At 41.6% G+C, this 13875-nt stretch carries 13 protein-coding genes and 4 tRNA genes; 9 read left to right on the forward strand and 8 right to left on the reverse strand.

The window, feature by feature from the left end:
• Nucleotides 1-28 precede the first annotated feature (28 nt).
• A complete protein-coding gene (locus AC27JL_RS15885; protein ID WP_487196049.1) occupies nt 29-1876 on the reverse strand; it encodes a M1 family metallopeptidase in 1848 nt (615 codons plus the stop codon).
• A 142-nt stretch (nt 1877-2018) separates the two neighbouring features.
• On the opposite strand from AC27JL_RS15885, the gene murB reads away from it, so the two are divergent.
• The 8 genes from murB to tuf all read left to right on the forward strand — a co-directional run bounded on the left by murB (nt 2019) and on the right by tuf (nt 6584).
• On the forward strand, nt 2019-3029 hold the full coding sequence (gene murB, locus AC27JL_RS15890; protein ID WP_487196050.1) for a UDP-N-acetylmuramate dehydrogenase: 1011 nt from the start codon (nt 2019-2021) through the stop codon (nt 3027-3029).
• Nucleotides 3026-4030, forward strand: coding sequence for a bifunctional biotin--[acetyl-CoA-carboxylase] ligase/biotin operon repressor BirA (gene birA / locus AC27JL_RS15895; RefSeq protein ID WP_487196051.1), 1005 nt, complete (start codon nt 3026-3028; stop codon nt 4028-4030). The genes murB and birA overlap by 4 nt, the downstream gene beginning before the upstream one ends.
• The gene (locus AC27JL_RS15900; protein ID WP_277053861.1) at nt 4027-4737 is read left to right on the forward strand and encodes a type III pantothenate kinase; all 711 of its coding nucleotides are present in this window, start codon (nt 4027-4029) and stop codon (nt 4735-4737) included. The genes birA and AC27JL_RS15900 overlap by 4 nt, the downstream gene beginning before the upstream one ends.
• A 126-nt stretch (nt 4738-4863) precedes the next feature.
• Nucleotides 4864-4939, forward strand: a tRNA-Thr gene (locus tag AC27JL_RS15905).
• Between the two features lie 40 nt (nt 4940-4979).
• A tRNA-Tyr gene (locus AC27JL_RS15910) sits at nt 4980-5064 on the forward strand.
• A gap of 45 nt (nt 5065-5109) precedes the next feature.
• Nucleotides 5110-5184, forward strand: a tRNA-Gly gene (locus AC27JL_RS15915).
• 11 nt (nt 5185-5195) lie between these two features.
• Nucleotides 5196-5271: transfer RNA gene (locus AC27JL_RS15920), tRNA-Thr, on the forward strand.
• Between the two features lie 128 nt (nt 5272-5399).
• Complete coding sequence (gene tuf / locus AC27JL_RS15925; RefSeq protein WP_006791257.1) at nt 5400-6584, forward strand: elongation factor Tu; 1185 nt, start codon at nt 5400-5402, stop codon at nt 6582-6584.
• Nucleotides 6585-6852: 268 nt separating this feature from the next.
• Here tuf and AC27JL_RS15930 read toward each other — a convergent pair whose 3' ends face one another.
• From AC27JL_RS15930 to AC27JL_RS15950, 5 genes are all read right to left on the reverse strand, one after another.
• A complete protein-coding gene (locus tag AC27JL_RS15930) occupies nt 6853-8049 on the reverse strand; it encodes a dipeptidase (protein ID WP_487196052.1) in 1197 nt (398 codons plus the stop codon).
• 64 nt (nt 8050-8113) lie between these two features.
• Nucleotides 8114-8368 (reverse strand): YheU family protein, encoded by a 255-nt coding sequence (locus AC27JL_RS15935; RefSeq protein WP_008126773.1) that lies wholly within the window; start codon nt 8366-8368, stop codon nt 8114-8116.
• Complete coding sequence (locus tag AC27JL_RS15940; RefSeq protein WP_487196053.1) at nt 8368-9357, reverse strand: hydrolase; 990 nt, start codon at nt 9355-9357, stop codon at nt 8368-8370. The genes AC27JL_RS15935 and AC27JL_RS15940 overlap by 1 nt, the downstream gene beginning before the upstream one ends.
• Nucleotides 9358-9921: 564 nt before the next feature.
• The gene (locus AC27JL_RS15945) at nt 9922-10344 is read right to left on the reverse strand and encodes a TIGR02444 family protein (RefSeq protein ID WP_487196054.1); all 423 of its coding nucleotides are present in this window, start codon (nt 10342-10344) and stop codon (nt 9922-9924) included.
• Nucleotides 10328-12250, reverse strand: coding sequence for an ATP-binding cassette domain-containing protein (locus AC27JL_RS15950; RefSeq protein WP_487196055.1), 1923 nt, complete (start codon nt 12248-12250; stop codon nt 10328-10330). Before AC27JL_RS15950 ends, AC27JL_RS15945 begins: the two co-directional genes overlap by 17 nt.
• A gap of 132 nt (nt 12251-12382) precedes the next feature.
• Here AC27JL_RS15950 and AC27JL_RS15955 point away from each other — a divergent pair, with 132 nt between their 5' ends.
• The gene (locus AC27JL_RS15955) at nt 12383-12586 is read left to right on the forward strand and encodes a YheV family putative zinc ribbon protein (protein ID WP_010557786.1); all 204 of its coding nucleotides are present in this window, start codon (nt 12383-12385) and stop codon (nt 12584-12586) included.
• Nucleotides 12587-12616: 30 nt separating this feature from the next.
• Here AC27JL_RS15955 and AC27JL_RS15960 read toward each other — a convergent pair whose 3' ends face one another.
• Nucleotides 12617-12832, reverse strand: coding sequence for a SlyX family protein (locus AC27JL_RS15960; protein WP_006793743.1), 216 nt, complete (start codon nt 12830-12832; stop codon nt 12617-12619).
• A complete protein-coding gene (locus AC27JL_RS15965; RefSeq protein WP_008126758.1) occupies nt 12819-13817 on the reverse strand; it encodes a WD40 repeat domain-containing protein in 999 nt (332 codons plus the stop codon). Before AC27JL_RS15965 ends, AC27JL_RS15960 begins: the two co-directional genes overlap by 14 nt.
• Nucleotides 13818-13875: the final 58 nt, after the last annotated feature.

Consider the following 13875-nt stretch of genomic DNA (forward strand, 5'->3'; position numbering starts at 1 on the left):
GGCCAAACTTGGCCCTTTTAACTTTACACTATTTATTTTCAAATAATGCGTCAATAGTGCCTTGTGCTAGTGGGTGGTATCCGGGACGTGCTTTTAAGTAAACACTCTGCGCCCAGTCTTTCTTACCGTTAGTGATAAGTGATTTGTACAGCGGCACAATTAGCTTACGACGACCAATACCTGATAAATGCGCATCAAGTGCAGGGTAAATTGGCTGATAACCGTTGCCTACTGCTAGCATATACCATGCAAATGCACGTTCTGCGTTGGTTGACTGCGTTAAGTTAAACTCGTCATCTAACTCAGTCATTTTTTCAATGCTTAAATCGCGTGGTAAGTTATTTAAAAAGTGCAACCACTCGTGTACTGTCCAGTTTGCTGTAGGTAACTGAGCAGCAGTTTTTGCGCCTTGCAACCAGGCTGTAGTTGCAGTATCGACCTTATCGAACGCATCAGAGGTAGGGTTAGGAGCATCTGTTGGTAAACCTGGCTCAAAAATCCACTCGTTCACTTTATCCATGCTAACAATACCTGGGTACTTGTTAATTAAATTAGCTTCAATATAGGTAACAAATTGTGCAGTCGTTAACGATTTAAAAGCAAACTCGTCAAAATAAGTTTTTACGAAAGGGTCAAACTTGTCACGACCAAACTTGTTTTCCAAGTAAATTAAGAATAATTGACCTTTAGTGTATGGTACCGAGCTAAATGCATCATCTGGGTCACGACCATTAAGCTTTAAGTTAAGGCGTGTGTCTGGCGCGTCAATGGTTTTAAGCTGCGCGCGAAGACCTGCTGCATCGAGTGCTTGTTCCATAACGGCACGGTCGCGGCCAAACACTTCTTCCATAATACGGTTTTCAACGTATGAGGTAAAACCTTCGTTTAACCATAAATCTTCCCACGTCGCATTAGTCACTAAGTTACCAGACCAAGAGTGAGCAAGCTCATGCGCAATAAGGTTAACTAAGCTTTTATCGCCTGCAACAACGGTAGGGGTAATAAACGATAAACGTGGATTTTCCATGCCACCAAACGGAAAACTTGGCGGAAGCATGAGTAAGTCGTAGCGGCCCCAAGCATAGTCGCCATACATGGCATTGGTTTTATCGATCATGGCTTGCGTGTCGTTAAATTCAGCAACAGAGGCTTCTAAAATTTCAGGCTCTGCAAATATACCCGTCTGATGAGACATTGCTTTAAATTCTAGGTTACCTGCACCAATGGCAATTAGGTATGGCGAAATAGCTTGCGGCATTTCAAAATGGTAGTCGCCATCTTTATAAAGCGCATCTTTATTGTCTGCGCTCATAACCGCACGAATATCTTTAGGCGTAGTAATTCGTGCAGAGTAGGTTACACGCATTGCTGGAGTGTCTTGTACGGGTAACCAACTACGGGCATGAATCGCTTGCGATTGGCTATACATAAACGGGTGCGTTTTACTGGCAGTTTGCGTAGGTGTTAACCATTGTAGACCAGATGCTTCTGGACGACTGTTATAATAAATACGCACTATTTTAGCTTGGCTTTTAAATTCAATAGTAAGCTTTGAGCCTTTAACATCATCACGATTCGCTAAAGTGAATTTAGCTTTGTGCCAGCTGCCTGTTTGTGTTTGATACATTACTTTATCAATATCTAAATCGCGGGTATCAAGCACTAGTTTTTTGCTTTTGCTGTTATTCCATTTAAGCGTATGCTCAACAAAGCCTTCTAATTGCTTGTCGTCAAAATCGACATCTAAATCAAGGCTAAGGTGAGTTGTAACAACATCGTCAAGATTGGCGTATGAGTTTTGATCAACCGCATTCGCCATTGCTTGCGAACACATACCTGCCATAGCGAGGCTTAAAAAGAGAGGTTTAATTTTCATAATTACCCTGAACACAAATAAAAAGTGCAGGTTTTATATCACGATTGGCTGGGTGGGTTGAGCAATTTTTACAATCTGATGCGCATTTTGCGACGATGAGGTAAACTATTACGATTAGTTAACGGTTTATCTTGAGAGCTTTGTGGCGTACGCATTACACCCTTTACACACCTTTGCATTACATAATCAATGCCAAAATTTAGTTAAAATTACTCACCTTGAGCAACTTTATACTCAAAGCTTTTCGTCACCATTTTGTTTGTTGGGGGAGGGGAGTAATACCATTTTTTTAAACGATTACCACGGTACGGTTATTAAAATGGCCACCAAAGGGATTACTATTACACCCCGTGAAACCGATACTTTAATAAGCGTTGCCGCTGGTGAAAATTGGCACGCATTAGTAAGTTACTTGCTTTATAAAAACTTACCAGGGCTTGAAAACTTAGCACTTATACCTGGTACAGTTGGGGCGTCACCTGTACAAAATATTGGAGCCTACGGTGTTGAGCTTTCTAAGTTTGTAGAGTCGGTTGAGTACTTTGACATACACAGCAAGAAACTTGTTTGTTTGACTAACGCGCAATGTGAGTTTGGCTACCGCGACTCTGTATTTAAACATGGACTAAAAAATAAAGCCGTTATCACACGGGTATTGCTAGCATTGCCAAAGCAATGGCAACCTGTACTGAGTTATGGGCCATTAAAACAGCTAAAAAACGTGACTCCACGCGCTGTATTTGAGCACGTTATTCAAACTCGTAATAGTAAACTGCCAGATCCATACTCGTTACCAAATGCGGGCAGTTTTTTTAAAAACCCGATAATTACCAATCAACAATTAGCAACGCTATTAAAGCAATTCCCTGAATTACCGCACTACGCATACGGGCAAAGCAAGCATAAGGTCGCTGCAGGGTGGTTAATAGATAACGCAAACCTCAAAGGTTATCGGGTTGCGGGCATTGAAGTTCATAGGCAACAAGCATTGGTATTAGTAAATCATGGTGATAGCCACGGCGAAGATCTAATTAGTATAATCAAGCACATTCAACATGTTGTGTACTCGCGTTACAACATACTGCTTGAGCATGAAGTACGGTTAATAAACACAACCGATGAATGCTACATACAAGGAGACGTTACACAGTGAAAGCACCCGATGGCAATAAACTCGCTATATTAAATGCGTTAAATCAACCCGGTTTTGTATCTGGCCAAGCGCTAGGTGAGCAGCTCGGTATTAGTCGTGCGGCAGTGAGTAAACACATAAATAGCTTACAAGTTATGGGTTTAGATATCTTTAAAGTAACGGGTAAAGGCTATAGCCTAAATAACCACGCTGGGCTTTTAAATCAAACAAAAATACAGCAGCATTTTAATCAATTAACTAGCCAGTTAAAGTCACAGCCAGTGAACGTAGAAGTACATCCTATAATTGACTCAACCAATTCCGAACTTATGAGGCGTGTACAAGCTAAAACAGCGCTTGAGTCGGGTACCGTGATTGTGGCTGAAATGCAGCAGGCTGGCCGAGGACGACGAGGCCGTGTGTGGCAGTCACCGTTTGGTGCAAACCTTTATTACAGCTATTTTTGGCGTTTAGATGATGGTCTTCAAGCGGCTATGGGGGTGTCGATTGCGGTAGGATTAGCGGTATACGATACAATTAAAGCGCTTTACGACATAGAGTTAGAGCTTAAGTGGCCAAATGATATTTACCTTAATAAACAGAAGCTTGCTGGTGTACTTGTTGAGCTAGATGGGCAGCCGCAAGGGCCGTGTCAGTTAGTGCTAGGAATTGGTATTAATTTGCAAATGCCACAGAGCTTTAGTCAACACATAGATCAAGCATGGACTGATCTAAGCCAGCATACCCAGCAGCTAGATAAAAACGAGCTGGTGGCATCACTCACCTACCACTTAGAGCACCGGTTAGATCAGTATCGTAAAAGTGGGTTACACACAATGCACGAGCAATGGAATTCGCTTAATGCATTTGCGGGTGAGTACGTAGAGTTAAATACAGGCCATAGAAGTTGGCGGGGAATATGCGAAGGAATTGATCCTCAAGGAGGAATTCGTATCCGCCAAGACGGCGAGGTAAAAAGCTATTATGGCGGTGAAATATCACTGAGAAAGGCACAGCTATGAGATTACTCATTGATGTAGGTAACACATCTTTAAAAGCAGTGCTTTGGCACAATCAGCAGGCACAACCAGCAGATTTAAATAATTTACCCTGGCCGCAAATAACAGAAGTTGTATACGCTTGTGTAGGGCGAAGTGACTTACTTAATAAATTATTAGCCCAAGCTGCTAAGCATCATATAGCATGTTATGAAGCAACGGTGACTAAAACACTTAAAGGATTAAGCTGCGCATACGAGCAAGTAAACAACCTAGGCATAGACAGATGGCTTGCGCTTATTGCTGGTTTTACATTGCACCCTAACCAAGCATGTATAGTGGTTGATGCTGGTACCGCCACAACGATTGATGTGTTAACCAGTGAAGGCCACCATTTAGGTGGGTGGATTTTACCTGGGCTCGATTTAATGACGTCATCGCTGACACAAAACACCCAACGAGTATTTGACGACGAAAAAACCCCCTTTGAGAATCAATTAGGGAAAAATACACCTAACGGTTTAAAAAATGGTGCGTTGGTTGCGACCATCGGGGCGGTGGAACAAGCTAAATTACACTTAGGCGTGCAAAATAGCACAAAAACAGTACAAATTGTTTTTGCTGGTGGTTATGGCGCACTGTTACAGCAACAATTTGAAGGTAGTATTTTTGATTCTTTATTAGTAATGAAAGGTTTAAATTTTTGGCGAGATTTAAGCAAAACAAGCTAAAAATAGAAAAATCAGCGACTTTTGCATGAATATTGAACATTTAACCAATAAAATCGCATTTTTTTTAATTTTATTGTTGCATCCCAATAAACCTTACTCTAATATCTCGCCCCGTACTAAAGCAGTGCCGACTTAGCTCAGCTGGTAGAGCAACTGACTTGTAATCAGTAGGTCAACCGTTCGACTCGGTTAGTCGGCACCACTTTCCTTTTACCGAAAGTGAATTAGTAGAGAATTATCGTGGAGGGGTTCCCGAGCGGCCAAAGGGATCAGACTGTAAATCTGACGGCTCAGCCTTCGCTGGTTCGAATCCAGCTCCCTCCACCACTTTATTCTTGACGGTTAGAGGTAGATTAAGAACAGATTCCTAACGCGGGCATCGTATAATGGCTATTACCTCAGCCTTCCAAGCTGATGATGCGGGTTCGATTCCCGCTGCCCGCTCCAGTTCTTGTGTTGCTGATATAGCTCAGTTGGTAGAGCGCACCCTTGGTAAGGGTGAGGTCGGCAGTTCGACTCTGCCTATCAGCACCAGTCTTAAGAATCTTCTTGATTACTTCCTTTATCTGTCAGAAAATACTATTTGAAAAAATTAACTTAATCTACCTTCGGTGGATTATTTTCATATGTAATCTAGATACACAAAACTGATAGGTTCCGTCATGGCAAAAGAAAAGTTTGAACGCGTAAAACCGCACGTAAACGTTGGTACAATCGGCCACGTTGACCACGGTAAAACTACACTAACTGCAGCAATCACTAACGTACTTGCAAAAGTATACGGCGGTGTTGCTAAAGATTTCGCATCAATCGATAACGCTCCAGAAGAGCGCGAGCGTGGTATCACTATCTCAACTTCACACGTTGAGTACGACACACCAACTCGTCACTACGCACACGTAGATTGTCCTGGTCACGCCGATTATGTTAAAAACATGATCACTGGTGCTGCACAAATGGACGGCGCTATCTTAGTAGTAGCTGCGACTGATGGCCCAATGCCACAAACGCGTGAGCACATCCTTCTTTCTCGTCAGGTTGGCGTACCTTACATCATCGTATTCATGAACAAATGTGACATGGTTGATGACGAAGAGCTACTTGAACTAGTAGAAATGGAAGTTCGTGAACTTCTTTCTGAGTACGATTTCCCAGGTGACGACTTACCACTAATTCAAGGTTCTGCACTTAAAGCACTTGAAGGCGAGAAGCAATGGGAAGACAAGATTGTAGAGCTTGCAGAAGCACTAGATTCTTACATTCCAGAGCCAGAGCGTGACATCGATAAGCCATTCATCATGCCTATCGAAGACGTTTTCTCAATCCAAGGTCGTGGTACTGTTGTAACTGGTCGCGTTGAAGCCGGTATCATCAACGTGAATGACGAAGTTGAAATCGTTGGTATCAAAGAGACTACTAAGTCTACTTGTACTGGTGTTGAAATGTTCCGTAAGCTTCTTGACGAAGGTCGTGCTGGTGAGAACATTGGTGCACTATTACGTGGTACTAAGCGTGAAGACGTTGAACGTGGTCAAGTACTAGCTAAGCCTGGTTCAATCAACCCACACACTACATTCACTTCAGAAGTATACGTACTTTCTAAAGATGAAGGTGGTCGTCATACTCCATTCTTCAAAGGTTACCGTCCACAGTTCTACTTCCGTACAACTGACGTAACTGGTGACGTACAGTTACCAGAAGGCGTAGAAATGGTAATGCCTGGTGATAACATCAAGATGACAGTAACTCTAATCGCACCAATCGCGATGGATGAAGGTCTTCGTTTTGCTATCCGTGAAGGTGGCCGTACTGTAGGTGCTGGTGTTGTAGCAACTATCGTAGAGTAATAATTAACGTTTAAGTTAATTGTTAGAAAAAGGTCACTTAGGTGGCCTTTTTTAATGCCTAAAGAAAAGCGATTAGTTTTCAGCTATTAGTAGCTTGGTGTTAAATTATACTTAACACATAAAAAAGCACGACTTTAAGCCGTGCTAATAATTAAACTTTTTGACAACTGACAACTGACAACTGACAACTGACAACTGACAACTGACAACTGACAACTGACAACTGACAACTGACAACTGACAACTGACAACTGACAAATTTTACAGCTTAGTGTTTTTTGGCATATGCTTCAGCTTGCTTCCATACTCTTAGTGTATTGTCACTTAGTATTTTTTTTATGTCGCCATCGCTGTAGCCTCTATCCATAAGGCCTTGTACTAAGTTTGGATAACTAGATACATCCTTCAAGCCAATCGGTAACGAATCGCCAACACCGTCGTAATCAGAGCCAATGCCAACATAATCAATGCCAATCAACTCTACAACGTGATCAATATGATCAAGCACTTGTTCAAGGCTGGCAAAAGGGTACGGATTTTTAGCGCGATAAGCCGCATCAAAATCATTACTTAACTTAGTGCCTTGTTCTTTAGCAGACTCTTTTGTACTTTTTAGTTGCTTACCCCATGCACCTGCTTTTGCTGTAACAAAGCTTGAACCAAAGTTAATTTGAATCACACCACCGTTCTTTTTAAGGGCTAATAGCATATCGTCATTCATATTACGCTCAAAACCCGGAGTGTATTTACGAAGCGATGAATGTGAGGCAATAACAGGAGTTTTAGACAATTCCATTACCTGATAAAACGCATCATCTGAGATATGCGACACATCTATTAACATACCCATATTATTCATTGCAGTGACCAGCTCTTTACCAAAGGGGCTTAAGCCTTTCCATTTACGGCGAATATCGTAAGATGAGTCAGAAATATGATTACTTTGTGAGTGTGCAAGAGTGATGTAACGTACGCCACGGTCAAAAAAGTGCTGAAGGTTTTTTAAGTCACCTTCAATAGGGGAGCCGTTTTCCATCCCCATAGCAATAGACAATTTGCCATCTTTAAATTGTTGCTCTATATCGTTTGTCGAGCTTGCCATTGCAAATTTAGCGGGTGCACGTTGTGCAATGGCTTCCATCCCATCAATTAACTGATTAGCTAACTGATAGCTTTTGCCTTTACCTTCAAACTCTAAATGGGCAGGAATATATATCGACATAAATGGCGCGTTTAAGCCACCTTTTACTGCGCGAGGATAATCAAAGTCGCCATCCTGAGTCGCTTTAGTTACATCAGCCCACGTATCGTGAATACGGTAAGGTACATCAATGTGAGTGTCGATTAAAATAGTGTCTTTGGCAAGTTTAACCGCTTTGTCTGACGCGCTAACAGGTTGCTCTGCAAAGGCTTGGTTTGTTAAAGCTAGTGATACGGCTACCACTAGAGTGCTGAGTTTTATCATGTTTTGGCTCTTTGGGTAAAAAGCCATTGTGTACGCTCAGCTAAAAAGTTACAAGTACTACACTCTAATCATAGGACGCTTGTTGGTGCTCTTCACTTTGTAGTGCTTTAAATTCACTCTTTGAGATGATAGTGACCGATTCGTGCAGCTCAGAAAAAAACACCATGGCTTCGCCGCTTTTTAATTGTTGATTTACCTGCGCTACTTTACTTTCAATACTGAACTCTTGCTCGCCATAATCAGTGCCTTCACGCAGTACATAGCTTTCTATTAAATTGTATAGTGTGTCTTTATCAAGTTGTTCAAAAGGGATAATCATTACTGCTTGTTACTCGTTTTGTTTATTATGTGTTGGCCAAAATAGCTGGGTACGGCTTTTTCTAACCAAAAAATGGGTTTAAACGGATTACTACCGCTAATAAATCCAACGTGCCCACCTTTTTCAGAGACGCACAGGGTAACATCTTCACTCACATCTTGCTTGCTAGGCACTGCTTTAATCGACAGCATTGGGTCGTCTTTCGCATGAATGATTAAGGTAGGTACAGCAATATGTTTTAAGTAGGGCATAGCACTGGCTTGACGATAATAATCATGTGCATTCTCAAAGCCATGCAAAGGGGCTGTTATATGATTATCAAATTCTAATAAATCATTAATGTCCATTAATTCATCAGTTGTGATGGGTATTTGCTGCTTAATTTGAGGTAACTTGCGCTGCATGGATTTTTTCATACGATCGAGCAAATACTTTTGATAAATTTTACCCAAGCTTTTGCGTATTACATCACTTGATGATGATAAATCATACGGTGCTGATATAACGGCTGCTGCATTTAATGGGCATCGCTGGGCTTGCTCACCTAAATATTTTGCCAATACATTACCACCTAACGAAAAGCCAACCGCAAATAAAGGCCTGTTTGGAAACTGTAGTTTTAAGTGATTAATAAAAAAAGCTAAGTCGTCTGTGTCACCACTGTGGTATGCACGGGGAAGGCGGTTAACTTCTGTTGAGCAGTTTCTAAAATGCATGAGTACAACGGCATACCCTTGCTTTTTTAGCGCTTTCATCATGCCTTTGGCATAAAAGCTATTAATATTGCCTTCAAGGCCATGCAATACAATGGCAAGTGGAGCGTTTTCGTTATGCGGAAGTGACCATGCAAGCTCAATAAAATCACCGTCGGGCGTATCAAGCTGCTCTAATTCGTAGCGAGTATTATGAAAAGGGCGGAAAAAACGCGGCATTATGGTTTGAACGTGACGATTGGTCATCCACCATGCGGGTTTAAACTTATAAGTCATGTTTATACTACACACTTTGCAAAAACGAAGCGTTAGTGTATCAAAAAGAATAAAAAGCGCCTAATTAATAACTAATTAGGCGCTTTGTGCGTCGTGCTTAATTTTTTAATGTTGTTCTTTCAGATCTGCGTCGTGTACTTTTTTCATGAAAAAATACACAAAAAATAGGCATAAACTAATAACGACGCCTAAAAAGCCAAATGATAAAAATAACACTGGGTCGCTAAAAAAATCTCTAAAGAATACGTCCATAATTGCCTCCTGATGTTTATGGGTTAATCATAGTCCGGGGTTGTATTGGCATATATGATCCAGATCAAGCTATTTCCTATAGTTACCTAGCAGCAAACTAGAAGTTGATTTGGATCATATTTTGAGCGGATTTGAAGAGATAAAGGGTCAGGTTAAAGGTATTAGATAGTGAAATCTTAAGCAGGGACTATTTTTCTCTAAAAGCAAAGCGCCTCTAACCCTCTTTGTGATTAATTGGCTTAAATATCTTTTGAACAAAGAGAAAAAAAGAGAAGAAAATGAGCAGTGAAATAGGGTATAAAAACTCATTGCTCAAGTGGCTTTCACATATAGCTCAATATTGTTTGGCTCTGTATGTTTGACTAATTCAAACTCATTTACTGCTTCAATCAACATATGTTGCTGTTGTTTTTCAAGTTTCAGCTCAGTGCTTAGTAACTCTGCGCGTATTGTGGCGTAATCACTTATTGTATTCTGGTTAGCTTTTAAATAGCTACGAGTGGCGCGCAGAGGTTGTAATGCGAGAGTATCAAACTCACTGACCACTTTTTGTAAGAGGCTTAATTGCGCAGTATTAATGCTCAGATTTAACGAGTCTAAATAATAAAGTAATAAGCATAAATTTACATTTTTACCCTGTTGGTTCTGTAATGCCAACAAGGTATTTTGTTGCCCAGGTTTTGCGTACAAGGTGCACGCAAACTGCCAAAAGTCGTCTTTATTGAGCAAGTTCATCGGTAAAGGCCTGCTCTTTCTCTTCCATTTCTTCAAGCGCCATAAGTAACTCTTCTTCAATATCGTTAAGTTTAGGCGTAAGCGTGGCTTGCTTAGCAATTAACTCTTTTAACCGGGCTTTGTTGTCATCGTTATAGAGTTCGTTATCGCCAAGTGCAACTTCCACTTCGCTGAGCTCTGCGGCGTATTTGTCGAGCTGCTTTTCAAGTTTCTCAATTTGCTTTTTAAGCGGTTGAATGGCTTTTCTAAATTCAGCCTCTAAGCGCTTTTGCTCTTTTCTATTAACCCCTGAGTTTGCTTTTGGCTCTTCGGCTTGCTCCGATTTAGTAGCCGCTTTATTCGCATTAAGAAGCCATTGGTAATAATCGTCCAGTTCGTAGCCAAATTGAGTTACTTCGCCGCTGTCTACAAGGTAAAACTCATCGGCGGTGTTTTTCAGCATGTGGCGGTCATGCGATACGGTAACCATAGCGCCTTCAAATCCTTGCAGAGCCATAACAAGAGCATGGCGCATTTCTAAGTCAAGGTGGTTGGTAGGCTCATCGAGTAGCAGTAAATTTGGTTTTTGATATACCAGCATAGCCAGCACTAAACGGGCTTTTTCTCCACCTGAAAACGGTGCTACAGGCTCAAGCGCTTTATCGCCAATAAAGGCAAAACCGCCTAAAAAGTCACGTAGCGATTGTTCGCTAGCCTTAGGATTTAAACGTTGTAAATGTGTAATTGCGCTGGCTTTTAAGTCAAGGGATTCAAGCTGGTGCTGTGCAAAATAGCCAATATTAAGGCCTTGGTGCTGAAATACATCCCCTGCTTGTGGTTTTAAGTCGCCGGCAAGTAATTTAATTAATGTGGATTTACCTGCGCCATTTCTACCAAGCAGTGCAATACGGCTGCCAGGTACTAAGTTCAGCTTAATACTATTTAAAATAGTTACATCGCCATACCCGGCTTGAGCTTTGTCGAGCGTCATGAGTGGGTTTGGTAGCGCTAATGGCTCTGCAAACTCAAAATTAAATGGTGAGTCAGCATGTGCAGGGGCAAGCTTTTCCATACGTTCAAGAGCTTTAACACGGCTTTGCGCCTGTTTAGCTTTACTGGCTTTTGCTTTAAAGCGAGTAATAAACTGTTCTAGGTGGGCAATTTGCTCTTGCTGTTTTTCGAACATGGCTTGCTGTTGTAATAAACGCTCTGCTTTTTGGCGTTCGAACTGCGAGTAGTTACCTTTGTATACATTGATAAGTTGTTTATCTATGTGCCAAATTTGATCAACCACTGCATCTAAAAACTCACGGTCGTGCGATATAAGTACCAATGTGCCTGTATAGGCACGTAAAAAGCGTTCAAGCCAATATACGGCATCTAAATCAAGGTGGTTTGTTGGTTCATCGAGTAATAGTAAATCAGCGTTTCGAATAAGTGCTTGGGCAAGGTTTAAACGCATGCGCCACCCCCCCGAAAACGCACTAACAGAGTTTTCTATTTGGTTATTAGCAAATCCTAACCCATGCAACAGCTCGCCAGCTTGCGATTCAATGCTGTAGCCTTTCATGTTTTCTAGCTGAATATGCACTTTGGCTTGAGTATCGCCATCGTTATTTTGTTCTGCTTCTCTCAGCGCAATACGCAGCGCGTAGTATTCAGGGTGTCCTTGCAATACATAATCAATCGCGCTTATTTCGAGGGCAGGGGTTTCTTGTTTAACCGAAGCAATAGACCAATCTTTAGGAATACTGCAATTACCAGCATCAAGTTGCAATTCAGATTTTAGTAAACCAAATAAGGTTGATTTTCCACAGCCATTGGCGCCCACAAGGCCTACTTTGTGCTCTGGAAATAACGTAGCTGATGCATTTTTTAATAAGGCTGTTCCGCCACGAAGGAGTTCTATTTCTGATATTTGGATCATGAATGCGTTACTTTACTGTACCCTTGTTAAGTTGGCGCTATCATACCATAGAACTTAATGCGCTTATCAAGCGTATCAACAAGTGATGTTATACGATAAAATAGTTGTAGTTCAAACCACAGGAAAAATGTTGTGAGACAAAAGAAGCGATTTATTGCTGGTGCATCGTGCCCTGACTGCAAAGCCATGGATACAATGATGCTTTACAGAGAACATGATGTTGAAAAAGTAGAGTGTGTTGAGTGTGGGCATAAAATGTCACAACCAGAGAACGCTGTTCAGGCATCTACTCGCCAATTTGAGCAAGTCATTGGTGTTTTTAAACCGGGCGACTAACCCGGTTTTTATTGTCTAAGTACACACCTTTTAGTAATGCGGAGGCGGTGGCTCTGGCATATTAGACATCATAGAAGGCGAGGTTTGCGCTTCTTTAATTTTTTCTGCCAGCAGTTCTGTTTGGCGTTTCATTTTAGCTAGCATTTGCTGGTGCACTTTGATCTCATCGTTTAAGATTTCAATCGTTTCATCTTGAAAAGCCACTTTGGCTTCAAGTTCCATTACGCGGTGTTCAATTGTGTTCATTAGTGTCTCGTATAATAAATCGCTCTGCGATACCGCTGGAGCTTTCGGTTAACAACGACTTATCGTTATCTATAAATGCCACATCAAGCACAACGGCCGATTTTGGTTTACTGCCTTCTCGCGGCGTAACTTGCCACGTTTGAATTTTTTCACCGCTTGATATTTGCCATAAATCAACTCGCTTATTAGGCGAACCCGTTGCCAGCAATGTGCCTTGCTCGTTAAAGCGCACGGCGGTAAAAATTTTCTGACGCGCAATATACGCCAGTTTACTCACAAGATCACCTGTAGTCAGTTTCCATACATGTGCTTGTGCCATACTGTCGGCGGTAAATGCAAAGCGACCTTGTGGATCAAGGGTTACTTGAGTAACACGAGTTGGGTGGCTAAAGCGATGAATAACTTGGCCTGTATTGGTATCCCAAAAATAGGCAACATAGTCGTTAGAGCCGCTTAAGGCGTAGCGCCCATTAGGCGCCAAATCAACGGTGTTAACTTTATCTTGATGGCCTAAAAACTCAATGCGACGTCCGGTTTCAAGGTTTAAAAATACAACCACGCCATCGCTGCGGCCATATAATACACTGCGACCTTGGTTACTAATGGCAATGTCTCGAATCGTGGCTTTTTGTATTTTGTAATAGCCTTTGTTTTCGCCAGTGCTGATATCCCACACTGCGAAAGTTGTTTTTTCTGCGGTAACCGCCACGCTGTTATCAAAGGCAATAGCAAGGCTGTAAACTAAGTTGTCTTGTGATTGCTGCTGAAACCATTGGTATTTTAAAACGTGCTGTTGATTATCCCACAGCGCGACCCCATGGTTGATAGAAGAGATTAAACTGTACTTTCCATCGTGAGAGAGAGCTGACGAAAATGCACCTTGTGCGGTATGCTCAAAGCTTTCTACCGATTGATTTTTTTTATCGGTACAGGCAATGGCTAAAAAACAGCTAAAAACGATTAAAAAAGTACGAAATATCGACATCTTACAGGTATTTCCTCTTAACTCTTAGTGACTGAGAGGTTAGACTAGGTGCGTTAAA

Source organism: Pseudoalteromonas sp. 4NS20-0020 (genome assembly GCF_057554385.1).

What these genes read in the sequence shown, in the direction of transcription:
- AC27JL_RS15885 (WP_487196049.1), bottom strand. Translation starts at nt 1,876, where the DNA reads ATGAAAATTAAACCTCTCTTTTTAAGCCTCGCTATGGCAGGTATGTGT.
- AC27JL_RS15900 (WP_277053861.1), top strand. Translation starts at nt 4,027, where the DNA reads ATGAGATTACTCATTGATGTAGGTAACACATCTTTAAAAGCAGTGCTT.
- tuf (WP_006791257.1), top strand. Translation starts at nt 5,400, where the DNA reads ATGGCAAAAGAAAAGTTTGAACGCGTAAAACCGCACGTAAACGTTGGT.
- AC27JL_RS15930 (WP_487196052.1), bottom strand. Translation starts at nt 8,049, where the DNA reads ATGATAAAACTCAGCACTCTAGTGGTAGCCGTATCACTAGCTTTAACA.
- AC27JL_RS15935 (WP_008126773.1), bottom strand. Translation starts at nt 8,368, where the DNA reads ATGATTATCCCTTTTGAACAACTTGATAAAGACACACTATACAATTTA.
- AC27JL_RS15940 (WP_487196053.1), bottom strand. Translation starts at nt 9,357, where the DNA reads ATGACTTATAAGTTTAAACCCGCATGGTGGATGACCAATCGTCACGTT.
- AC27JL_RS15945 (WP_487196054.1), bottom strand. Translation starts at nt 10,344, where the DNA reads ATGAACTTGCTCAATAAAGACGACTTTTGGCAGTTTGCGTGCACCTTG.
- AC27JL_RS15950 (WP_487196055.1), bottom strand. Translation starts at nt 12,250, where the DNA reads ATGATCCAAATATCAGAAATAGAACTCCTTCGTGGCGGAACAGCCTTA.
- AC27JL_RS15960 (WP_006793743.1), bottom strand. Translation starts at nt 12,832, where the DNA reads ATGAACACAATTGAACACCGCGTAATGGAACTTGAAGCCAAAGTGGCT.
- AC27JL_RS15965 (WP_008126758.1), bottom strand. Translation starts at nt 13,817, where the DNA reads ATGTCGATATTTCGTACTTTTTTAATCGTTTTTAGCTGTTTTTTAGCC.